Below are 21,214 nucleotides of genomic sequence, written 5' to 3' on the forward strand. Positions count from 1 at the left end.
CACCGTACTTCGCAACCTACCCCGCCCGACTTTTTCGGGACTCCTTTGTTACCCACATCGGTATCCCCCCTCTCCTGACTCACATCGGACCCATTTCCGACGAGGGTCACATCAAATCCCATGCTTCGCGGGCCGTGCTAGGCCCACTTTCAAATTGAAAAAGGAGGGTCACCAAATGAGTGACATCCCGGCGTCGGATAAGCCCCGACAAAAGAACCAGGCGAGAATCATCCACCGCCCCAGCGCGGTCCAGATGACTCCCGTTTGGCCGGTTGAGGAACCCGGTCCGCATTTCGACCCCAATGCGCCCCATTGGGTCGAAATGTCGGAGAAGGACAATGCCCCCAACAAACCCGCCAACGGCATCGCTGAAGAAGTGGTTGTGGCCCCGGTGGCTACCCTGAACACCGCGCCGGCGGATGACGCCACCGTGTCCACGGATACGGCTTCGTTGACCGAGCACGAACCGAAGGACCAACCAGAAGGACCCCAAGCGGGTGCGGCGGCAGCCCAGAATGCTGACCAGGAAGCCCCCGCCACCGCGTCGTCCAATACTGATGATGCGGGTGCCGGCGAGGCGGGGGAGTCCACCTCCGAGAGCGAGGTTGTGCCAGCTGCCGCGCTGGATGCAGACAAACCGACTCAGAACACCACCGACACCACCCCGGCCTCGTTGGAGGAGAAGGAGGTTGGCGCTGGTCAGCACAAGCCCGCTTGGGAAAAGTCACCTCCGGCTAATGCCAAGATGGTCTCTCAGGTCGTGTCGTCCTTCTTGGACGGCATGACTGAAGAAAATGCTTCTGAAGAAAGCAGAAACAAAGCTCTGGCCAATTTCAACGTCTTTCGCCAGGCGATCAGAATCACCGTGGAGGGGAAAAAATCCCTCACGGAGAAGAGATGCTACCTCGATGAGATGCTCACTATGACGTTGCCCATCGAGAAAAAGGCGAAAGCGTTGAATAGCGTCATTAGCATCATGCGCGGTGACGCGGGTCAAGCGATGAAGAAGGGTATCCCGCACGGCGAGTTCATTCCCTTCCTCAAAAAAACATTCACCCAGCAGCGTGTTCGTAAAATCCAAGAGGACATGAGCATTTCGAAGATCAAAGGCGTTGAACGACATTGCGCCTTTGGACCGACGCTTCTCCTCAAGCTCGCTGCTATCATCAACAAAAGTAACGAGCTCAGCAAGCTGTCTGACCCCATTCAGACCATTTTGGACAAGGTCCAAAATGACACGGGGCTCCTGGATCAGAGCTACGAAACCCTGGCCGATATCGCCATCGCCGACTTCAAGTTGAAAAAGGCGCAGTTGGTGATCGACCTGGCTACGCTGCGGAAGTTCATCGCGGCTGGATACACGCTCGGGAGCAAAGACATCAAGGAAATGCTCGCGATGCAGCAGATGAAGGAAGAGGCCTTGGCGCGTGGAGAAGACGCCCCTGATCCTTCTGACTTCCTTATGGCCGTCATCGAAAGTGCGGGAACCCGCGTTTTTGCTCTGACCGGTACCCCCACTACGGAAGAAGAAATGGACGCGTCGCCGGACGTACCGCGAGCCATCCCGGAAATCAACAGCACCCTGGTCAAAACGACCGAAACACTCACCCAGGCGCTTCGTCTGCCGGAATTCCCGCAGAAGGATGTGGACCGTACTGCGGTTCGCAACTTGATGGAAGTCCTGAAGCGGATCGACGCCGCGACCAACCAGTCCTGAACCCTGTATCAGCGGCGGCTCCCCGGGGACCAACCCGGGGGGCCACCACGGAGGACAAATGGATTTCGATCTGTACCTTTCCTCACCGTTTGGCCCAGCCCTGGATGAAGTTATCCAGCGCTGTCCTGGTATGAAACTTAACATCCTGCTGACAATGGCCAAGATTCCGCCCAACTTCGAGACGCTTATGATCCGCTACCAAGGGATCATCTGTAAACTGGCTCTCGATTGCGGCGCATTTAGTCTCAACAACTCCAATCTTGGAATCACAACCTTGCAGCTCTTCATGCGCCTGATTGCATTTGCCAAGGCGAATAAGGAGCGCTTCGATCTGCTGTTCAGCTACGATCCGAACCATGATCCAGACAGCTTCGAAGAAAACCAAGCCTACCTGCTGGAACTTGAGAAGGAGGGCTTGCCCGTCGTGCCGGTCATCCACAACATGCAGAACCATGAAGTGGATACGCTCATTCAGGCCGGTTACAAGTACGTCGCCATCGGTAGACAGCAGAACAAGACTAACCCTAACGTCCTTATTCCCGCCGTGGTCGAGCTGCTTAGCCACGGGGTGCTGTCGCACCTTTTCGGCATTACGGACTTCAATTTGATCGTCAGCTGCCCGGCTGCATCGTGTGATTCAAAATCCTGGCTGGACGATGCCAATACCGGCGTCGTTCGGTTCTGGAATCCGGCCAAACCGGGAGAGAACAAAACCGATATTCTCTACTTCCCGGACAAACAGGGAAAGACGAAGCAGGGGACGCACGTCTACACCCAGTACGAGTACATTGACGAGTTTAAGCGCTTCCTCGGCAACTATGGTTTGACACTGCACGATATGCTTGGGTTGCGCGCTGGTATTTATCGCCAGTTCCTGGGCATCATCTACTACCGCACCTTGGAAGACGTGGTAACGGAAATCCGTCGAAAGAACCTGATCTTCCTCTAGACGGTAGTCTCCGTACGCAAAGGGGTGGTCAGAAATGGCCACCCCTTTTGCATTTAATAATCAATGAAACTATAAAGAAAATTACTCAATTGCAAAAATCTTATCACGTGCAGCCTTTTCTTCCGTTGTCTTTGCTGCGGCAACGGTTGCATCAAGGTCGATTGTAAACGAAGCTTCATCGATCAAGCGCATGCTTGATTTAATTTTCCTTGTCTTACCTAAATCATCTTCAAATTCAATATCAAAGGCCATAACTGCGACTTTTGTCGCCAAGCTATTAACCTTTCGCACAAGAGGAACATAATCTTCATCCCCAGCAAACAAAACCAGGATATCAAATTTTTTATGAACAGCCAAGTCATACGCCTCCAAAGCAAGCCAGACATCAATCCCCTTTTCCTTGAACTTTTCAGTATAAAAATCTTTTCTAAGTTCATACGAGTGGATAACAGTATTATTCCTCATCAAAAGTTCATCAATAAGCCTCTCTTTTCTCATGAACATAAAAGCGTCATTTTGATCTTTTTTGACTTCTCGCAGTTGAAACTCAGTCATCCTACCCCTAAAAAAATGAGATTCGATTATTTTGCATGAACCGATGTCCCGAATAGACTCATGCCGCGCGACAGTATTAATAATAAAATTTTCAAGACCAGGAAAATCAATAAACCGTGCGATACCATGCTTAAATCGGTAATAATCAGAAACTTTCAAGAAAAAAGTTCCATCATAAAAGACCGCAACCCTTAAAATCTGATTCCCTGAATCAATCTTCATACACCTCTCCAACAACATTTAGGTTAGGAATCCACAAGGAAAAATGAGTTTGCAATACATCAGCGTCAGACTGATGACAGGTAAACAACGAGAAATAGTTAAGCACAAATCATGCCATGACAAAAACAGGCTTTGGGAAAAATAAAAATTTTAAATAAGTGCTATAGTTGTCTACAAGGACCTTTTCAAAGGAATCGTATGCGACCTCACTGCATGTCAAAGAGCGCCCATCGACTGAAAATCCACATCAATAGGGGTTTGCCAACTGACACCCAGATCGAGAAATTGACTCAGGATAACGGAGCGATTTAAGCAGATTGGCAGGAGCGCCTCACTTTCTACCCGGCGGCTTTGTCACCATCAGTCATCACCATGGGCTCCCTCTGCTCTGCCCTGGTCATCCTCGCTTGCCCGCGTGGCCAGCTGCGACCACTCCTGCGCTTCCTCTGGATTGTCCACGAGACAGGCATGGTCCTCCACGGTCAGCATACGTCATGACCTGAGACAGAGAAAAAGAGAATAAACAGAAAAGGCTCGGCTACCCCTCTTCCCTCGCATTTGATATAAAAAAGAGTGTGCAAATAATATCTATAACATCTCCATCGACAGAAAAAACTCTATAAAGAGACGTCGCCAACTACAGTAAATAGATCGGTTACAGATTGTATAATTAAAAAGTGATTTCCATAGCTTGAAAAGTTTTTAAAAACAAGTTCCTGCACGCTATATGGTTCCGATATAGATTCAGTAGTTACACAGAGATTGACGGCTATTGCCTGCTCTGTCTCATTCGCAAACGAAAGCATTTTTACACAGATTTTTTGCAAGCCCAATAGACTAATCAAATTTAAGATCTTCAAGAATATTCTTTTCAAATTGGAGAAAGATTAGCAAAGTTTGTTTCAAAAGTTGCTGAAAGTTTCTTTCGTTCCTTTAACAGGGAAAGCTTCTGCTTCTTCAACATTGCTAAACTATTGTGAGACAGGAGGGGGTGCGTAAGCAACCCCCCTCTAATATATAACCAAATTTTTGCAGTTGAACCTGAAAGATTTTAACGGGTTACAGTTGCAAATCGCAAACTTGCAGTTGCAGCTGGGAAACAGCAGTAACAAATTAAAATCTTTAGATTTTTTGCTGCAAGTTGAAATTTTGTCGAAAGTTGCAACCGTTGCAACCCAACAAATCTTGCAGGTGGATTGTCAGTATAATCGGTCAAAACTGATAGGATATCGATCCTCTTGCCCCAGGAATGGCCTTAATAGCGTTTTTATTAACGGCATTATCGATGTACTTTACAGCCGTCACAGCAGTAATACTTCCAGCAGGATTTTCTGCCTTGTAAACATTAACAACTTCATTCTTCAGCACCGTTTGAGTCTGAGCAACTCCATTCAAATTTTGCAAAGCTTTTATGACATAGTAAGTGGTATCATTTTTTACACTAGATTGCTGGAGATTAGCCGTAAACCTCAAACTTTTTAATTCCAGCACAAGATCGTCGTTCAACATAAAGTTTCTAGCTTTTTTATGGATGAATTTGAATTTCTTGTCTTTTTCTTTATACTCGAGTTCCCAGGTGTTAGGAGACCAATCACCGATTGCACTTGCACCTCGCCCACCACCAACGCCTCGTTCTTGCTTAAATTTCCCATGGTGGTGTATAATTAACGGCGAAACCTTGATGCTTTCACAGAATTCTGAAAAATTGTCTAAAAGCCTACGCATCTCGTCATTTGAATTTTCATCCTTATTGTGAAAACTTATAAGCGGGTCTACGATGAGGATGTCGAATCCTATCACGCCATGCTGTTTTTTGATTACATCTTGAAATTGTTTACTATCGATATCACCAGAAGCCCTAATGTCATTTCTTCTACCGAGAAAGAAAAGCTTCTGTTTAATAACATCATCTGGGATAGCGTAAGCGCTGCGTATAAGTTCGAGCCTTCGTCTTATCCCAACCAAAGAATTTTCGGATTGAACAAAAAGAACACGATGTCCACCATGAAGCACTTTAAATTTGTCCAAGAACCCATTGGCTGGAGGGAAAACCAGATCCATTGCTATTTGTAAGGTCAGGACTGACTTGCCAGCCCCACCATACCCAGTGATCAGTAATGGTTCATCTTTTGGCCAAAAATTGTCTACAAGAAACTCAAAGCTTGTTTGCGCCGTTAGCACATCATACGCATTGACAATCCCATACTCTGAATCAGAAGAAGAAGGATTCGCTCCAGAAGAAAAACCGAGTTGCATATCAACCCCTATAGGATTTTGGGCAATAGTTTGCTTCGCTCGTTGAATTTCACGCTCAAACCACTTAGGATTTTCTCTTGCCTTTTCTCCAATGGGATAGCTTTGATAAATAGCTCTTATTGTCGATTCATCAACATTGGCATTGAGCAATCCCAAAAGAACGGACCAGGATGGTTCAGACCTTTGCCCTTGAGGAAATGTGGTAAGGATTTTCTGTTTCGTATCATCTGACAAATTCAAATTCGACAAAAAATGGTCTAGAGGAGCAATCTCCAGAACCTGTTTCTCGCTTATCCTGTCGGGAGGACTTTGTTCGTCGTCATCTTTCTTGCCACCATCGGACTTTTTACTCATTTCCAAGAGCCATACCGGCGCAGGGGCAATCGGTACTATTTCAGCAAAGACATAGGGCTTTCGTGTCTCTGGATGCAACGAACCGGGACAGAGGACTTGGCCACCGATGCCGCGTATGTCGAATATGCCCTTTACCGAACGGCAAAAATAGTCTTCATCCCCTGATGGATACTGGAAATAGTAATGGAATCGTTCCCCGTGGCCGCCAGTTTTCACTTTCAAGGTCACGGACAGCGGCTCATCTGGATGATTCTCTTGCATCCATGCGTCAAAGAGACGCGGATTATCGACATCGAGAACCAGGACACCACTGGCTGGGCCACAGGCGACACCAGCGCGGTCGGTGCTGAAATTCGTTCGGTCAAAGGGGCGCTTCTCGCGACACCACCGATTCCAACCTTTTTCGGTCGGAGCTTTGTACTTCTTAGCAGCTTTGGCCAGCGAACCGTGCTCCTCGATCTCTGCTGGGGTCGGAAATCCGTCACGGAGGGGGATGAGGGAAAACGTCTGTGCCAGAAATTCAAAAATCGTGAGCCGCCCACCAGCGTCAAGCTGATCGGCCTGCTGGACCAGTCGGTAAATTTCGTTCCAGGTGGAGTCCATAGTGATTCCAGCAGGTTTTTAGCACAGCGAATTTCCGCCCTCAACCACTCCCCGGTTCGATTGCCGGCATGGAGGCAGAACGATCCGCTTCTTCGACTCAGTCACTATTGCTGCAACTCGTAGAGATATTAATACCCGGCAAATTAACTATAGAAAAGTAACTTTGCAATTTACTCAACGCCATGGGCGCTTTGTAGATTTTAAATCCAGTCCTAGCAAATTCGCTGGGAGATGTCTTATCTTGAAGAGATATCAAGTCAAAAAATAAACGTTTCTTGGGATACCATGGGATTGATCGCAGCGATGCTCCTCGAATCACATCTCCCCAAGAACGACCAACTTGTTATGGAGCAATCCAGACAAGGGAGAGGTTGCGACGGAAGCTAGCCCGTATGTATCGAAGATGCAGAAGTCGTGGTGGCCCATATTACCGGACGAGGTTCATGGCAAACCGAAGTTCGTTGATCAAGATATTGATCTTCGCACAGCATGATAGATCAAGTGAAATCATGCTTTGGAATATGGATGCGATTAGACATGGGATGGCTTCAACGGATTGGAATTGACCAAAGGAAACCCTTATGGAAAAATTCTTATGGAGACGGAGAGCTTGATTTCCATAAGGGCGACTGAAGTTTGTGAGAAACTATCGATTGGTATTCGATGTATCAGGTAAATTGAAATTTGAAATGATCTATAGAAATATTGCCACCTATAAAAACTCAACCCCGCTGTTTAAGAGCAGCACAGCATTATTCAAAGCTGCTTAAACTTTCTAGACAACCTCGATACATCGAATACCGATTGACGTAGCCGTATGCGGAAAAACCGCTCGTACGGTTGCAACAGAGTGCTAGGGCCGGTGACGGTTCCTTTCGACTCTTAGAGCCATGTGTCCATCTGGAGCAATTCGGATGGATCGTGACTCTGTAAAATGCAAAGTAGGTTCTTTATACAGGCCTTCACTCAGTGAGGGCCTTTTTCTTGTTCGAACGGCAAAATCCAGCGTCAATCTGATCGTCCCCTGCTCCAGCCACGGAAGCGGTTCTGGGACACCCCCCGTAAAATCCCTTCTCCTGCGCGTTCGGGGCTCGACCCATGGTTTGGTATCCCCTGAGGGCAAAAACCCCAGGAACAGCCCCCTCCTGCCAATTTACGAATTCCATCCCAGAAACACGAGATATTTGATGCATTTTAACCCCTAAAATGCGCGTTTTCCCGCGTTTTTCAGCAATTCGTAGAGATATATACTGTAAAATAACATTTCCATGCAAAAGGAGCCGTTATGGGAGCCAAGAATGGTAATTCAACTGACGTTTCGGACGGGAAGGCGAAGAAGAAGATCGAATCGAAGTACGATCCGAAAACTCTTCGTAGCCTTGTCAAAGAAGGTCTGGATGCTCCTGCGATAATGGAGCGCATGAACATCAGGCATAAGCAGACGCTCAAGCAATATCTTCTGAAACTCATCAGCACGGATCGCGTGCTCTACGACGTGAAGGGATTGTACCTGAAGGACTCGAAGCGGCCGAAGGTGAATCAACAGGGCATCCTGAAGATCAACCTCAAGGCCCACGATCTCGGTGATCTCGAAGTCAACGAAAACGACGAGTTTTCGGTCGAGGTCAGCGACGGGAAAATCATCTTGACCAAGATTCTCCCATAACACTCCAACCGAAATGTCATGCGGATTCGTCTGCGTGGCATTTCTTTTTTTAACGCGTGAAATATGCACTGTACTTATTTTGGAATGAAAAGACTTCGCCTGTGCTGACGTGATCTTAGACAAAATCTGTCAGATAGCCAACGCATGATTCTTCGCATGTTATTTGCGATTTTAGCCACAAAACTACAGATATAATAATTCAGAAATACGTTTTAATGAAATAGAGGAACGAACGGTTTTACCAAATAACGTACATTGGCCCAAGTAAAATCAAGAACTGCAAGGACTACAAGCGGTTACAGAGCACTTTTCAAGGCCCAGTGTGAAGGAGGCAATTTTCAATGTTTCTTTCCAGCCTCCTAAAATTGAAAACCCCAATTGGAGGATTTTATGAAGGTCGAACCGATCGTCAGCGCCAAAGATATCAAGAGCATCAAAAGGCTCTTGAGTAATCGTCCTCGTGACCGATTACTCTTTATCTGTGGGTGCAACTCAGGATTGCGTGTACAAGATATTCTGGCTTTGAAAATTGGCGATGTAAAACACGCCAATATTGGTGATCGCATTGTCATCCGTGAGAAGAAGACGGGCAAGGAAAACGTTTTCATGATCAACAAGGAGATCAAGGAGGCGCTTGACGAGTATTTGAAGACCATCGAGGCTAAGGACGAGCACTTTCTGTTCAAGAGCCGAAAGGGCAAGAACAGTCCTTTGACCACATATGCGGTGACTATGTATGTGCAGCAATGGTGCGACGAGATCAACCTTTCAGGGAATTATGGAGCGCATTCGCTTCGAAAGACCTGGTGTTACCACCAAAGAAAAACTTATGGGACATCGTGGGAGATCATTGCAAAACGGTTGAACCATAGCAGCCCGAGTGTCACACGTCGTTACATCGGCGTGAAGGAGGAAGAAGTCGAAGAAGTTTTGATGAAATCGATCTAAACTTTTAACAAGGGGATTTACCTCCCCTTTATTTGAATCCCTTTCTCTCCTGCATTCCTCTTAGGCATTTAATTCGAACATCAACCTGAAACAGAAGAGGTTTTTTATGAGTGTCTATCAACGCGATAGCCGTTGGATGGTCTATTGGCATGTCAACGGCAAAAGACACGACAAATCCTTTGGTCGTGGTGATCTTGCTCAAGCCAAAGCACAGGTCTTCGACAAAGCTGTCCAGAATGCCATCGAACATGGTTTACCGATTCCAGATCCTGCGACAGCTACGGCATCCGTCCAGGTGGTCAAGACCGTCAGCACGATGGATGCGCCCACGGGAGAAGTCCTCGGACAGAAACCTGTCGGGATCACCCTGCTCGAGCTTGGCCACCGTTACCTGGATCACATGCGTGCGTCGGGACGGACGGATAAGCACATCCGCAACATCGAACGATTGCTGGAGAACCAGTTCGTTCCCGTCATTGGTGACAAGCCAGTCGACTCCCTGACCTACCAGGGCGACATGGTTCCGTTCATCCTGCACTTCAAAGGCGTCAGCGGCACCACCAAGAAGACCAGATCGCAGTACACGGTCAATAAATACTGTGATTATTTGAGTTTCATCTTCAACTTCGGCATCGACAATGGCTTAACCAAAGTCAACCCGCTGAAAAACTGGAAAAAGCCCAAGGTTCAGCCCTGGGACTTGAAGCTGACCCTGGACGACGCGAAGAAGATCATGGCCTGTGCCGAACCGCACCTGAGATGGGCTATGGAGGTGTGCTTCAACCTGGGCACTCGACCGGGGGAATCGGAGCTCCTGTCGCTACGATGGGAGAACATCGATTTCACCGCCGGTACCGTGCGTATCTACGCTACCAAAACCAAGACCTATCGGACGGTCCCGATCAATCCCTCCTTCCTGAAACGTCTGGAGGAGGAGAAGGCATCGAGCCAGTCCGAGTATGTCATCGAGTATATGGGACGGAAGCTGACGACGATCCGAAAGGCGTTCAAGCATGCCTGTCAGCGTGCCGGAATCACCTACCCTACTCGTATGTACGATCTTCGGCACCTGTTTGCGACCACCCTGCTCAGCAAAGGTGCTGACCTGGCTGCGGTGTCCAAAATGATGGGGCACGCCACAGTCAAAATGACGGCAGACACGTATTACCACTACATGGAGGGAGAAAAGGAACGAGCAGTCAAACTGTTACCAGCATTGGAAGTGGCTTGAGCGTGAAGGACGAGGAACCTTACCAGAGATTCCTCGTCTTTCTTATTTGTCTAACCCAAACAAAAAAAGAGGTATTCAATGCTTACTAAGAAATGTTTGTGGGATGAATCCCACTCATACGAAGTGAAGGAAAACGAAGAGTATAAAGTTCTTTGTCCAAAATGCTACCACGACATTTTTACAAAGACATACAGCAAAACCTACTCCTGGTACGACTTTGTGAAGAACATTAAGCTGTTTAAAATACTGCACCAGCTGAACGGTATGATTGACGACAATTCTGAGTTCAAAATCCAGTACGATTTAATATCCAAACAGATTCAGGGTGTGGAGAAAATGTGCCTCATGTGCGAAGATACTTTCCACACGGGGAAAGATGAAGACTTTAGATATCTTTGCAGCGATTGCTACAAGAAATTCTATTTGCCGTTGAAAGAATATTATAGCGTAAAAGAGATTGAATCAATCCTTACCAATATAAAGAAAGAAGGAGGCGACATGGTCGCTGATTTAGAAAAAGCAATACAAAAAGCAAAAGAAAAGAACTAAGCAAAAACAAGTAACAAGGAAAGACGAGGGAGCTCTAGCACAGATTCCTCGTCTTTCATTTTCCAAAGACAAAATAAGGATAGTACCATGCAGAAGAAATGCTTATGGGATGAAACCCATTTGTTTTATCCGAATTATAGATGCCATTGCAACTTCTTATGTGAAAAATGCAACAAAAAAATCTATGAACATTATCGTGTCTTATACAGCCCCGAACAGTTCAAAGAAAACATTGACATGATCAAGAAGCAAAGAAAGCTCGCCATGGAACGAGATTGGACTGTAGGTGAAACAAGGATTGTCAATATCTTCGGGTTGGATATGCTTGTAAAGATTGCTTTATTTGATAACAATCTCGTGTAAAATCTTGGGCTAACATGTTGATTCAACGGTGGACTTCTCTGGCACGGAGGTCCACCATTTTTTAACAGAGGTGTACGTGTTCGACTCAGCGCCCGGGACCGAAGCCAGTGACGCAGCTGGCCCGTTGAGGCGTAAGCTATCCCTTTGGGGGCACATTTGGAAGAACGGTGGCACTGCTGTTATCGATGAATACCCATAAATTCAGTATGATAAAAAAATGCAGGAAGCTGCGAAAACCGAAAAAGTACCTTTTACATGGTTTTTCGGAGGTCAAAACTCACAGGACCCTGTACTTTTCACGTCCATGCTAGCTATATAGGAGCAAAATCACCAGGATTTCATGGGAAAAGCGGATTTCCAGTCAATTTGACCAGTCCCGATGGCAGAGTCCTGCGATTTTGACCATAGGGAAGGACCAAAACGCGGTTTCCCACGTTTTTGACCCAGGTCGAGGAGACATTCTGTTAAAATCCAACGACCTTGACCTTGCACCAAAAAGTAGTATCATTTCTTCAATGAACAGCAAGCACAGAAGGACGCTGGAAGCGATCCGATCCAAGCCGGAACGGGGAGAACTCACTTGGGCTGCTGTCGAGGCATTGCTACAGGCAAACGGGTGTCGAAAACTCGAAGGTGAAGGATCACGAGTGCGATTTGTCTCAGCAGATGGGGCAATCCTTCGAATTCACCGGCCACATCCACGACCAGTTCTCGACAAAGGTGCTGTCAAGTCTGTGCGCCGGTTCCTCGACCAAATGGAGATCGAAGAATGAACGCTCTTCAATACAAAGGCTACGTTGGTACGTTCGAATTTGAGCCTGACGATGATGCATTTCATGGGGAGATTGCTGGCATCCGCGACGTGATTCACTTTACAGGTCGATCCGTCGATGAGTTGCGTCAGGAATTCCAAGAAGCTGTTGAGGACTATTTGTCCACTTGCGCGGAGATTGGTAAAAGTCCTGAGAAACCCTACTCGGGTCGTTTTATGGTCCGAGTATCGCCAGAAATTCATCGGTTGTCCGAAGCAGCTGCCAAAGCAACAGGAAAGAGCTTAAATACCTTTGCAGCTGAAGCGCTAGAACGTGCAGCAAAAGAGACTATTCATTCTTAAATAGAAAGTAATTATGACTTAACAGCAAAGTCATTACAGACGGAGAGCGATTACCACTGGATAACGCTGGCTCAAGCTTAGCGACGAAAGGGACATTCGCTCCCATCAAGACTACGATCGGGTTGACTCACAGCAGCATCTCTTGCACGTAACAGTTCATCCAAGAGAGCAAACTCTGGAGTCATGCCATCATAAGCTTCCTTGACATCAGGATTCGCAAGCATTTTTTCAGTGAGTTCGTCATGATGCAGCATATCGTTTCAAGAACCTATCCCAGGCAAAACATCAGTTTGCGAATCTTGATGCGACAGCTGGTCGGGACATATCTCGACAATATGCCCATCCTTCCAAAATATAAGAGGAGTTCCTGTCTCTCTAGCGATCTTTTCAGCTCGTCGAACAGCACGAGCAAGAGCCGCTTCGATACCTTTTGTATCAAGGCCAATTGTTGCGACTTTATCAGACATGGAGACCTCCCGTGGTGATCACTATCGGAGGATTCACAGAATTATCGCCCAACTGTCCACAAGTGAGGAGTAAGTTTCCTTATAATTCCGCAATCCTTTGATGAAGCGACGACGGATGGTTTAGAGGTCTCGACAAAAAATCTTTACTGGTTTGAACAATACCGGCAGGTTACCCAAATACGCGGAGAAACGCGTATTCGAAACAAGATTACCCCTCATCGTCCGTGCTCTGCCTATTGTATGATCGATCCTTAAGCCAAGTCGAAAATCCTTTTTCGTTAATTTCACCACTGGCTAGGGCAAGAACTGCGGCAACTACTTCGGGCTCCGGCGCGGTCAACTCCCAACCATTGATGTCCAGGAAGACATAAGCAGCGAGAAAACCCGTCCGTTTATTCCCATCTATGAAGGGATGATTGTTTACGATACCAAAGGCGTAAGCTGCGGCCAAATCAAAGACATCGGGAGCAGCATATTGCAAAAGGTGTTGAGGTCGCGCAAGTGCCGACAACAAAAGACCATGATCCCTGACGCCTCTTCCTCCACCATGTTCAGCGATTTGTTCGTCATGGATGGCAACAATCACCTTCTCGGTCAGCCACCGCCAGTCCATCACTTAGCCAGTTCCTTCAATGCATTGCGATACCGGGCCATCCCCTTGCGAGCAGATTCCATTTGCTCTTCAAATCCAGGATCATAGGGAGTGACGGAATATCCCTCCGGCGTCTCGGTGAGGTAGACGCTATCCCCTTTTTTAACTTTGAGACGCGCTGCAACTTCTTTCGGAAGGATCAATCCCGTGGAATTTCCAATTTGGGTGACGGTTGCTCGCATATCTCCTCCTTTGATGTACGAACAAAAATTATAACAGTATCTGCCATCGGTCAAGGGGTGAACACCGGGAAAAGATGAGAGTGCATCTAAAAAACTTCAATGGAATCAACAGAGAAACCGAAAATAGCTCTCTCAGTTGGCAGCACCCGCCACAGTCGCGCCAACGACTGACCAAAGTCCGATATTCTGGCCGAAAAAAAGAAGAAGATCCCGTTGGCTACTCGCCAACGAGATCACTTTTTCACAGGGGCTTTTGGAATTATTTTAAGGGGTTAAAGCGGGAAACTCGCGTGTCAAGCAAGCGCTCTCCCCCTGAGCTACGGTCCTATAAACAGAATCAGGGAACAGGCTAAATGCCCCAAACTCGTCCCGAAGTCAACCCCAAATCTTTCGTTCCCAAGAAAAAGTTGGGGGCCAAAACCGTTGGCTTCGTTGGCGCGTCGTTGGCTCGGGGTAAGTACGGATTTGGTACGGGGAGGTCAAGGGGTTTGTTGGGATTTTTTCACGGAGGGAGGAGAAACGGGGATTGACGGGGATGGGAATTATTCACGACTTGTTGAAATAAAACTTGACAAAAATCGAATTTTATGTAATAAGATAAAAAAGGTCTTATTAGTCTAAGATAAAGCGCTTAAGCACAGTATGGTGTATAAAATGATTTTGCAATAATAACCATCAGCATAACGACCACTATCATTGATACTTTTTCAGAAACTGAATGTGTCTGCAAAAGATTGGATACATCCTATGGAAAAACTGACCCTGAGAGATCTGGCCGGACCGATTATTAAGTCAATCGACAGCTTTAATTTTTTGCTAAAATCCCACCATAGACGAACAACCGCAATTGCATACCAACTTGGCAAGCAAATCCGCCTGAATAATGACGAGTTGTTTGAGCTTGTTGTTGCCGCTAGTTTGCACGATATAGGAGCACTGTCTATTCACGATCGGGATCAGCTCACACAAGAGGATGTGATAACGCCATTGCCCCATTGTATCATGGGAAGCTGCATGCTGGCACCCTTTGCAGCATTTCAGAACATAGCTCAAATCATTAGAAATCACCACATAAAATACTATGAATCTTTGCAAATATCCAATAAGAAAGCTCCCTTCCAAAGCCATATAATTAATCTAGCCGACAGAGTTGATATCTTTTTAAGTCACGACAGTCATAATCCCAATTTGAAGCTAAAGACGATGAATAAAATTAAAGCGAATGTTGGTACTATTTATCACCCAAAAGTTTTTAACGCATTTGAAGATCTCTCGGGCACAGATCAATTTTGGACAGAAATTAACTCATTAGACATTAGCCAAATTTTTCTTAGGATTGACTCGGATATTAATTTTGAATTATCGTTAGACAATATCGTGGATTTCTCCTTAATTTTGTCACGAATAATAGATTATAGATGCCACTTTACAGCCGCACATTCTTACACTGTTGCGCACTTATCAGGTTTACTTGGTGAATATTTTGGATTTTCAAGTGAAAAATGCACAAAACTGTTGATCGCTGGATATTTACATGACCTTGGGAAAATAGGCATTGACCCAAGCTTGCTTGACAAACCTGGCCCTCTTTCTGACCAAGAATTCAATATTGTCAAGCAACATGCTTATTATACAGGCCAGATTCTTAATGAACTAAATTCGTCTGAATGGTTTCTAGAAATAATAACTTGGGCGGAAAGGCATCACGAGAAGAGCGATGGGTCTGGCTATCCATATGGGCTAGACGATTCGAAACTTGATGTAGGCACGAAAATATTAGCTTTTGCAGATATAATCTCTGCCCTGATGGAAGACCGTCCATACCGCAAAAAATTATCTATCCATACTGCATTCGAAATAATAAGAAACAATATGGCATCTTTTATTTCTCCAGGTATGTTTCAAACAATTGAACGGCACGGAGACCAGATTAATGAACTTATAATAAAATGCCAAGCCCATACACTCGAACAATATAAAATATCCACAACTTATTGATACAGGCAAACACCAGCCATCTTTTGTATAGTTTTGGCACTTCACTCGATTGGAGAAAATGTGACTCAGCAACTATCACAATTATTACAAGAAAATGAAGCATGGCTCATGGAGCGCATTCTTTTTTATTCTAAACTATATAATTTTAGTAAATATACTTCTACATTACTAGTAGCTTGGCGTATGTCCATATCTGGCCTAACAAATTCTCTGTGCATGGCTTTTCAAAGCCATGCAGGGAAAGAACCTCAGTTTACTCCCGATGAAGATTATGCTGCCGATCCCATTTCGAGATTTGGAAGGCTCGAAGCCCAGCGGCATCGTGAGCGCGGCATCACCTTGAGTATGTTCCTTGGACTTCTTAAGTACTATCGCGATGCTTATGTTGAGTTAGTCAAAGAAAAAGGCCCAGAAGATTTCAAACAGATTTGGGCTCGTTTTGTATCGCGGAGTTTCGACCGTTTTGAAATTGCTTTGTGTACTGAATGGGTTACGACAAATAACTCCCAACGAATTTCAAGTCTTAAAAAGACGAATAGAAATTTAGCCAACGAAAAAAACAAGTACCTTACTATATTTGAAAGCATCCCTCGCCCTGCGTTTCTTCTAGACAAGGATATGTTGATAGACAGCATCAATATTTCAGCTGCTAATTTACTAGGTCTCACTTGTGACACTGTGGAAATTTATTATTCCGGTGGACATAGTACGGTAGGCAGAAAAACTGAAGGACACCGCAAGCCCCTTGACGCTTATTTGCCCTGGCTAACCGAAGAAATGAACGCATTTTTTACAGGAGACATTCTCTCCGACAGAGTAGAAATCAAAACAAACTTTTTTGGCGAAAATAAATATTTCGATGTGTTTTTTTCCCGCATGCTGGATGTTTCAGACAAATTTTCTGGAATTTTAATACTTCTTGATGAGATTACAGAACGAAAAAAATTAGAATTACAATTGAACCATCTTGCTACAACTGATGCCCTGACTGGCGTACACAACAGGCATCGTTTCTTGGAAAGAGCAGAAGACGAAGTTTATCGTTCAGAACGCTACAACAGACATTTATCTCTTTTTATGCTTGACATCGATCACTTTAAAAAAATTAATGATTCTTTTGGACACGCCATTGGCGATGATGTTCTCAGGGCTCTGTCCGCGGAGTGTCGAAAATTATTTCGCCAAACAGATATATTTGGCAGGATTGGAGGAGAAGAATTCTCGGCGATTTTACCGGAGACCACTTTAGAAGAAGCAGAACAAATTGCTGAAAGGCTCAGACAATCATTGGCTCAAATTAAAGTTGACGGGCTGCATGACAGCATTTCATTCACTGTATCTATCGGAGTATTTGAGCGAAAAGAGGGCCAAAATCTTTCCGATATATTGTATTATGCTGACAAAGCTTTATATATAGCAAAAAATTCTGGAAGGAACAAAGTCGTTACTTGGCATCATAATCTTGAAGCCAGCTAAAACTACTATTAACAATTTTTATTAATTATGCCGACTCATTTGCAATCATCAAAATTACTCGGGTGATCATGGGATATTTATGAATACTGACTTCCTCAATATTCAAAAACAATTGTCAGCTTTTACCTGCTTTGAAACAGACAATCCAGAAGAATGGCAGGCTTTTATATTAAATAAAACTTCTTTTACAAACTATTCTTTTGCAACATTAAATAAATTTTCAGCATTTTTCAATACGACGAAACTAGGAAAAGCTAGAATAAACAATATAGGAAACAACTCTATTTACACGCACCGCCTTATACATGAAAGCGATGATATTTTTTGCAATCTTTTAATTCATGGCAATTTTACGACAAAAAATAAAAATAACGAGGAACGCTACAAACGTAACGACTTGGCCGTATCCTATAAACAGGGCGATGTCCAAGATCTTTATTTAGACAGCCCCATTTCTTTACAAGCAATATTCCCAGTTTCAATTCTGTACAATCTCATTTATTCAGCGAACGAAAACAGTAAAACTAAAACATTAATTGAACATAAAGCTAATTACAATTGTACATACATCGGGTATACAATACAACACATTGCAAATTCGCTAGATTTATTCCCCCATCTAGCAAGCATTCCAATAATTGCAACACAATATGAGCAGTTACTTTATTTGTCATTCCTCTATTCACAACCTGATATTTTAAGATATTTTTTCACTAAAAAGTCAAATAGCTCAAAAAAAATTATAAAACTTGTAGAAGAATATATCGAAGCGAATGCTGAACGCCCTCTACGTCTAGAGGATTTGGTCTCTCTCACCGGACTAAGTATACGTACAATTCAGGAAGCATTCAAAAAATACCGTGGGTATTCACCCTCTCATTTCCTAAGAGAGCGTCGCCTGCTCACGGCGCATCAGATTCTTCAGCAAAGTCCACCTGATGTATCGATTTTATCCATCGCATTGTCCTGTGGATTCACTACCCATGCCCACTTCAGTGAATGCTATAAGAAACGTTTTGGGATTACCCCACTTGAATCGTTGAAAAAAGTCAGAACTTAAGTAAAAATCTTCTCTTTCCTTTTTTTTGCGTCTTTTCGGAAAAATTTTCTTTTTTCCGGAAGACGGGATTTATTCTGCGTTGTAGTTAGAAATTTAGTCCCTTCCATCTTTTCGGCGTGAGCTTTCGCTCAAAATTCTCACAACAATTTTTAGTATAGACGTTCGTGGCTCTGCACCGTTCATCGATGGTGCTATGGCTGCTCTCACTATTTACAGGGAGGCCCATGTCATGCTTGAAAGAATATCCACGCAAGTTAAGCTGATTATTTTCACACTAATTCTCTCGTGCTTTACAGCTATAGTGGGTTTTTATGGAGTTCACGGTTTTGACCAGATAAATAATGGAATTGTTGAAGCTTTTGATAAGGATTTTAAAGGAGTAAGTACCGTCAGTAACGTTGAGGCAAGTTTTCTTAAAGTCGCCTTTCTAGGCCTAGCTATTGCAGCATCATCTAACCACGATGATCTTGTCTCTAACCAAAACAAAATAAACGTATTATATAATGAGCTAGATACTGAACTTACCAAGCTCAAAGCAACAGCCATTACGGAGCACGGCCGCCAGCTAATGACTCAGCTTGAACAAAAGTTGGCCGAATGGAAGCCGCTGCAAGAGAAAATCAGCAAGTTGTCCTGGACAAATACTGTTGAATCAAATGCCGAAGCAGTTGATATTGCTATCCACGAAGGCATGGTTAAAACCATAAGCGTGAGTAAATGTATAACAGAATATAGTCTATTTAAAATTGAACATGCACAACAAACCAGAAAACAAATTGAAAAAACATCTTCAAATTTTAATTTTATTGCTATTTTACTAACATCTATTGGAGTTGTTGTTGGCATCATATTAGGTTTGTTTCTCGCAAAGACAACGATGAAACAACTTGGCGATGAACCAGCTGCTTTGGCTGCAATAGCTAAACGCATTGCTGATGGTGATTTATCCGCAAAATTCGATGCGACAAGACCAGAGATTGGTGTGTTCGGCGCTATTAAACACATGACGGAAACTCTCAAAAACAAGCTAGGGTTCGCTGAAGGTTTAATGAGAGGGATGACCACACCTCTCTTGGTTTCTGATCCAAATGAAAAGATGCTATTTGTAAACAGTCAATTGATTGAATTTACAGGGAGAGATGGAAAACCAGAAGATTACATCGGTACTTCCATCGCTAAGTTTTTCTACAATGACGAATCGAGACAAACAATAACACGCCAAGTTTTTGCAGAAAAGCGACCCATTCGCAAAGAAAACGTCGAATACAAATCCATATCTGGCGAAGCAAAAGTATGTAATATAGATTGCGCACCAATCTTTGATTTTGATAGCAAACTCATTGCTACACTGACCATTGCAACGGATCTGACTGAAATAGTTGAACAGCAACGCCTGGCAAAAGAAGCTACCGCTCAGGGCATACTCCACGCTGCTCAACAACTCGAAGGTGTTATCGAAATTGTCACCTCAGCATCTGAACAACTTTCTGCCCAAATTGAGCAATCCACACGAGGATCAGAAGAACAAGCGCATCGCATTGGGGAAACAGCAACATCGATGGAAGAGATGAATGCCACCGTAATGGAAGTTGCAAAAAATGCTTCAAATGCGGCATCGACTGCTGACCAAGCAAAGGTGAAGGCGGAAGAAGGTTCAAAAGTTGTCAGTCAAGTTGTTAAAGGAATTGAACACGTTCAATCTCAATCTCTTGAGATGAAAAATGACATGGGTAACTTGGGTAAACAAGCTGAAGGAATCGGTCAAATTCTAAATGTCATCTCCGACATTGCGGACCAGACCAACCTCTTGGCCCTGAATGCTGCCATTGAAGCGGCACGTGCCGGTGAAGCTGGACGCGGATTTGCTGTCGTCGCTGACGAAGTCCGCAAGCTGGCCGAGAAGACCATGACCGCCACCAAAGAAGTGGGCGCAGCGATCCGGGGCATCCAGGACGGAACCAAGAAAAATATCGACAACGTCGAGCGCTCGGGAAAAAATATCGAGGAAGTCACTAGATTAGCGAATCACTCTGGCGAATCCTTACGAGAAATTGTCTCACTTGCCGAAGTCACGACCGACCAAGTTCGTTCCATCGCAACGGCATCAGAACAACAATCCTCCGCCAGCGAGGAAATCAACCGAAGCATCGAAGATGTTAATCGTATTTCTTCAGAAACTGCTGACTCTATGCGACAATCCTCTCAGGCTGTAAGCGAGTTAGCGGATCAAGCTCAGGTGCTAAAAAGACTTATTGATGAAATGAAATCCGAAGGTGGATCGAGTTCAAATGCCCTCCCCACGGGCAAAAAGGCGCTTGCTTTAGGGAGAGGGTAATGGACGAGCCCACCACCTCAAAGCAGGAGAATGAACTTCTCCAGCTAGTGACCTTCGCCATCGGCGAGGAAGAGTTCGGCATTGACATCCTGAAAGTGCAAGAGATCATCCGCACCATGGCGATCACGAAAGTACCGAACTCACCACAACACGTCGAAGGAGTTATCAATCTTCGGGGCAAGGTTATCCCGGTCATCGATTTGCGAAGTCGTTTTTTACTGGAATCCAAGCAACACGACAACCAAACACGCATCATCGTTGTCGACCTTCATCGAATGATTATTGGTTTTGTCGTCGATGGTGTATCGGAAGTTCTTAGAATTCAATCCAATACTGTTGAACCGCCACCACCTGTTGTTGCTGGGATTGAATCGGAATATATCAAAGGTGTAGGCAAACTTGACGACAGATTGCTAATACTACTTGACCTGGATAAGCTTATTCCTGTCGAAGAATTGACCAGGAATCAATAGTTAAAAGCTAAAGAGGGTGAGTCCGTGTAGTTAAAACTTCACGC

General features: G+C 44.8%; 19 protein-coding genes. 13 read left to right on the top strand and 6 right to left on the bottom strand.

The features are described from left to right. Positions 1-175 precede the first annotated feature (175 nt). Together ACP59X_RS18120 and ACP59X_RS18125 are read left to right on the top strand one after the other, a co-directional pair. Positions 176-1,717 carry a hypothetical protein gene (locus ACP59X_RS18120; protein WP_428561084.1) on the top strand — a complete coding sequence of 514 codons (1,542 nt, stop codon included), beginning with the start codon at positions 176-178 and terminating at the stop codon, positions 1,715-1,717. A gap of 58 nt (positions 1,718-1,775) precedes the next feature. Then, positions 1,776-2,666: a hypothetical protein gene (locus ACP59X_RS18125; RefSeq protein ID WP_428561086.1), complete on the top strand. Its 891-nt coding sequence runs from the start codon at positions 1,776-1,778 to the stop codon at positions 2,664-2,666. A gap of 81 nt (positions 2,667-2,747) precedes the next feature. Here the strand turns inward: ACP59X_RS18125 and ACP59X_RS18130 are convergent, their stop codons facing one another. Continuing rightward, positions 2,748-3,443, bottom strand: coding sequence for an NYN domain-containing protein (locus tag ACP59X_RS18130; RefSeq protein ID WP_428561088.1), 696 nt, complete (start codon positions 3,441-3,443; stop codon positions 2,748-2,750). 1,212 nt (positions 3,444-4,655) lie between these two features. Beyond that, entirely contained in the window at positions 4,656-6,656 is a 2,001-nt protein-coding gene (locus tag ACP59X_RS18135) for an AAA family ATPase (protein WP_428561090.1), read from the bottom strand. Between the two features lie 1,285 nt (positions 6,657-7,941). Between ACP59X_RS18135 and ACP59X_RS18140 the strand changes: the two genes are divergently transcribed. The 6 genes from ACP59X_RS18140 (at position 7,942) to ACP59X_RS18165 (ending at position 12,527) form a co-directional block, all read left to right on the top strand. Further along, positions 7,942-8,322: a hypothetical protein gene (locus ACP59X_RS18140; protein ID WP_428561093.1), complete on the top strand. Its 381-nt coding sequence runs from the start codon at positions 7,942-7,944 to the stop codon at positions 8,320-8,322. Positions 8,323-8,712: 390 nt separating this feature from the next. Then, a complete protein-coding gene (locus tag ACP59X_RS18145; RefSeq protein WP_428561095.1) occupies positions 8,713-9,270 on the top strand; it encodes a tyrosine-type recombinase/integrase in 558 nt (185 codons plus the stop codon). Positions 9,271-9,376: 106 nt separating this feature from the next. After that, on the top strand, positions 9,377-10,501 hold the full coding sequence (locus ACP59X_RS18150; protein WP_428561097.1) for a tyrosine-type recombinase/integrase: 1,125 nt from the start codon (positions 9,377-9,379) through the stop codon (positions 10,499-10,501). 78 nt (positions 10,502-10,579) lie between these two features. Continuing rightward, on the top strand, positions 10,580-11,050 hold the full coding sequence (locus tag ACP59X_RS18155; protein WP_428561099.1) for a hypothetical protein: 471 nt from the start codon (positions 10,580-10,582) through the stop codon (positions 11,048-11,050). Positions 11,051-11,928: 878 nt separating this feature from the next. Further along, positions 11,929-12,186 carry a type II toxin-antitoxin system HicA family toxin gene (locus tag ACP59X_RS18160; RefSeq protein ID WP_428561101.1) on the top strand — a complete coding sequence of 86 codons (258 nt, stop codon included), beginning with the start codon at positions 11,929-11,931 and terminating at the stop codon, positions 12,184-12,186. Next, on the top strand, positions 12,183-12,527 hold the full coding sequence (locus tag ACP59X_RS18165; RefSeq protein WP_428561104.1) for a type II toxin-antitoxin system HicB family antitoxin: 345 nt from the start codon (positions 12,183-12,185) through the stop codon (positions 12,525-12,527). The genes ACP59X_RS18160 and ACP59X_RS18165 overlap by 4 nt, the downstream gene beginning before the upstream one ends. A gap of 77 nt (positions 12,528-12,604) precedes the next feature. Here ACP59X_RS18165 and ACP59X_RS18170 read toward each other — a convergent pair whose 3' ends face one another. From ACP59X_RS18170 to ACP59X_RS18185, 4 genes are all read right to left on the bottom strand, one after another. Continuing rightward, positions 12,605-12,781, bottom strand: coding sequence for a hypothetical protein (locus ACP59X_RS18170; RefSeq protein WP_428561107.1), 177 nt, complete (start codon positions 12,779-12,781; stop codon positions 12,605-12,607). Positions 12,782-12,787: 6 nt separating this feature from the next. Continuing rightward, positions 12,788-12,994, bottom strand: a complete 207-nt coding sequence (locus tag ACP59X_RS18175; protein WP_428561109.1) for a hypothetical protein — start codon at positions 12,992-12,994, stop codon at positions 12,788-12,790. 208 nt (positions 12,995-13,202) lie between these two features. Further along, a complete protein-coding gene (locus ACP59X_RS18180; RefSeq protein ID WP_428561112.1) occupies positions 13,203-13,607 on the bottom strand; it encodes a type II toxin-antitoxin system death-on-curing family toxin in 405 nt (134 codons plus the stop codon). Then, positions 13,607-13,828, bottom strand: coding sequence for an AbrB/MazE/SpoVT family DNA-binding domain-containing protein (locus ACP59X_RS18185; protein WP_428561114.1), 222 nt, complete (start codon positions 13,826-13,828; stop codon positions 13,607-13,609). The genes ACP59X_RS18180 and ACP59X_RS18185 overlap by 1 nt, the downstream gene beginning before the upstream one ends. A gap of 747 nt (positions 13,829-14,575) precedes the next feature. Between ACP59X_RS18185 and ACP59X_RS18190 the strand changes: the two genes are divergently transcribed. From ACP59X_RS18190 to ACP59X_RS18210, 5 genes are all read left to right on the top strand, one after another. Continuing rightward, entirely contained in the window at positions 14,576-15,826 is a 1,251-nt protein-coding gene (locus ACP59X_RS18190; protein ID WP_428561117.1) for an HD-GYP domain-containing protein, read from the top strand. Positions 15,827-15,886: 60 nt separating this feature from the next. Then, on the top strand, positions 15,887-17,302 hold the full coding sequence (locus ACP59X_RS18195) for a GGDEF domain-containing protein (protein WP_428561120.1): 1,416 nt from the start codon (positions 15,887-15,889) through the stop codon (positions 17,300-17,302). Positions 17,303-17,381: 79 nt separating this feature from the next. Beyond that, positions 17,382-18,362, top strand: a complete 981-nt coding sequence (locus tag ACP59X_RS18200; protein ID WP_428561122.1) for a helix-turn-helix domain-containing protein — start codon at positions 17,382-17,384, stop codon at positions 18,360-18,362. 229 nt (positions 18,363-18,591) lie between these two features. Continuing rightward, entirely contained in the window at positions 18,592-20,697 is a 2,106-nt protein-coding gene (locus tag ACP59X_RS18205; RefSeq protein ID WP_428561124.1) for a methyl-accepting chemotaxis protein, read from the top strand. Further along, positions 20,697-21,170: a chemotaxis protein CheW gene (locus ACP59X_RS18210; RefSeq protein ID WP_428561126.1), complete on the top strand. Its 474-nt coding sequence runs from the start codon at positions 20,697-20,699 to the stop codon at positions 21,168-21,170. Before ACP59X_RS18205 ends, ACP59X_RS18210 begins: the two co-directional genes overlap by 1 nt. Positions 21,171-21,214: the final 44 nt, after the last annotated feature.

This window comes from Solidesulfovibrio sp. DCME (assembly GCF_049995385.1).
Classification (GTDB): Bacteria; Desulfobacterota; Desulfovibrionia; order Desulfovibrionales; family Desulfovibrionaceae; genus Solidesulfovibrio.

Bases quoted from the DNA above. Each gene is read 5' to 3' on its own strand.
- ACP59X_RS18120 (WP_428561084.1), top strand. From the start codon at position 176: ATGAGTGACATCCCGGCGTCGGATAAGCCCCGACAAAAGAACCAGGCG.
- ACP59X_RS18125 (WP_428561086.1), top strand. From the start codon at position 1,776: ATGGATTTCGATCTGTACCTTTCCTCACCGTTTGGCCCAGCCCTGGAT.
- ACP59X_RS18130 (WP_428561088.1), bottom strand. From the start codon at position 3,443: ATGAAGATTGATTCAGGGAATCAGATTTTAAGGGTTGCGGTCTTTTAT.
- ACP59X_RS18135 (WP_428561090.1), bottom strand. From the start codon at position 6,656: ATGGACTCCACCTGGAACGAAATTTACCGACTGGTCCAGCAGGCCGAT.
- ACP59X_RS18140 (WP_428561093.1), top strand. From the start codon at position 7,942: ATGGGAGCCAAGAATGGTAATTCAACTGACGTTTCGGACGGGAAGGCG.
- ACP59X_RS18145 (WP_428561095.1), top strand. From the start codon at position 8,713: ATGAAGGTCGAACCGATCGTCAGCGCCAAAGATATCAAGAGCATCAAA.
- ACP59X_RS18150 (WP_428561097.1), top strand. From the start codon at position 9,377: ATGAGTGTCTATCAACGCGATAGCCGTTGGATGGTCTATTGGCATGTC.
- ACP59X_RS18155 (WP_428561099.1), top strand. From the start codon at position 10,580: ATGCTTACTAAGAAATGTTTGTGGGATGAATCCCACTCATACGAAGTG.
- ACP59X_RS18160 (WP_428561101.1), top strand. From the start codon at position 11,929: ATGAACAGCAAGCACAGAAGGACGCTGGAAGCGATCCGATCCAAGCCG.
- ACP59X_RS18165 (WP_428561104.1), top strand. From the start codon at position 12,183: ATGAACGCTCTTCAATACAAAGGCTACGTTGGTACGTTCGAATTTGAG.
- ACP59X_RS18170 (WP_428561107.1), bottom strand. From the start codon at position 12,781: ATGCTGCATCATGACGAACTCACTGAAAAAATGCTTGCGAATCCTGAT.
- ACP59X_RS18175 (WP_428561109.1), bottom strand. From the start codon at position 12,994: ATGTCTGATAAAGTCGCAACAATTGGCCTTGATACAAAAGGTATCGAA.
- ACP59X_RS18180 (WP_428561112.1), bottom strand. From the start codon at position 13,607: ATGGACTGGCGGTGGCTGACCGAGAAGGTGATTGTTGCCATCCATGAC.
- ACP59X_RS18185 (WP_428561114.1), bottom strand. From the start codon at position 13,828: ATGCGAGCAACCGTCACCCAAATTGGAAATTCCACGGGATTGATCCTT.
- ACP59X_RS18190 (WP_428561117.1), top strand. From the start codon at position 14,576: ATGGAAAAACTGACCCTGAGAGATCTGGCCGGACCGATTATTAAGTCA.
- ACP59X_RS18200 (WP_428561122.1), top strand. From the start codon at position 17,382: ATGAATACTGACTTCCTCAATATTCAAAAACAATTGTCAGCTTTTACC.
- ACP59X_RS18205 (WP_428561124.1), top strand. From the start codon at position 18,592: ATGCTTGAAAGAATATCCACGCAAGTTAAGCTGATTATTTTCACACTA.
- ACP59X_RS18210 (WP_428561126.1), top strand. From the start codon at position 20,697: ATGGACGAGCCCACCACCTCAAAGCAGGAGAATGAACTTCTCCAGCTA.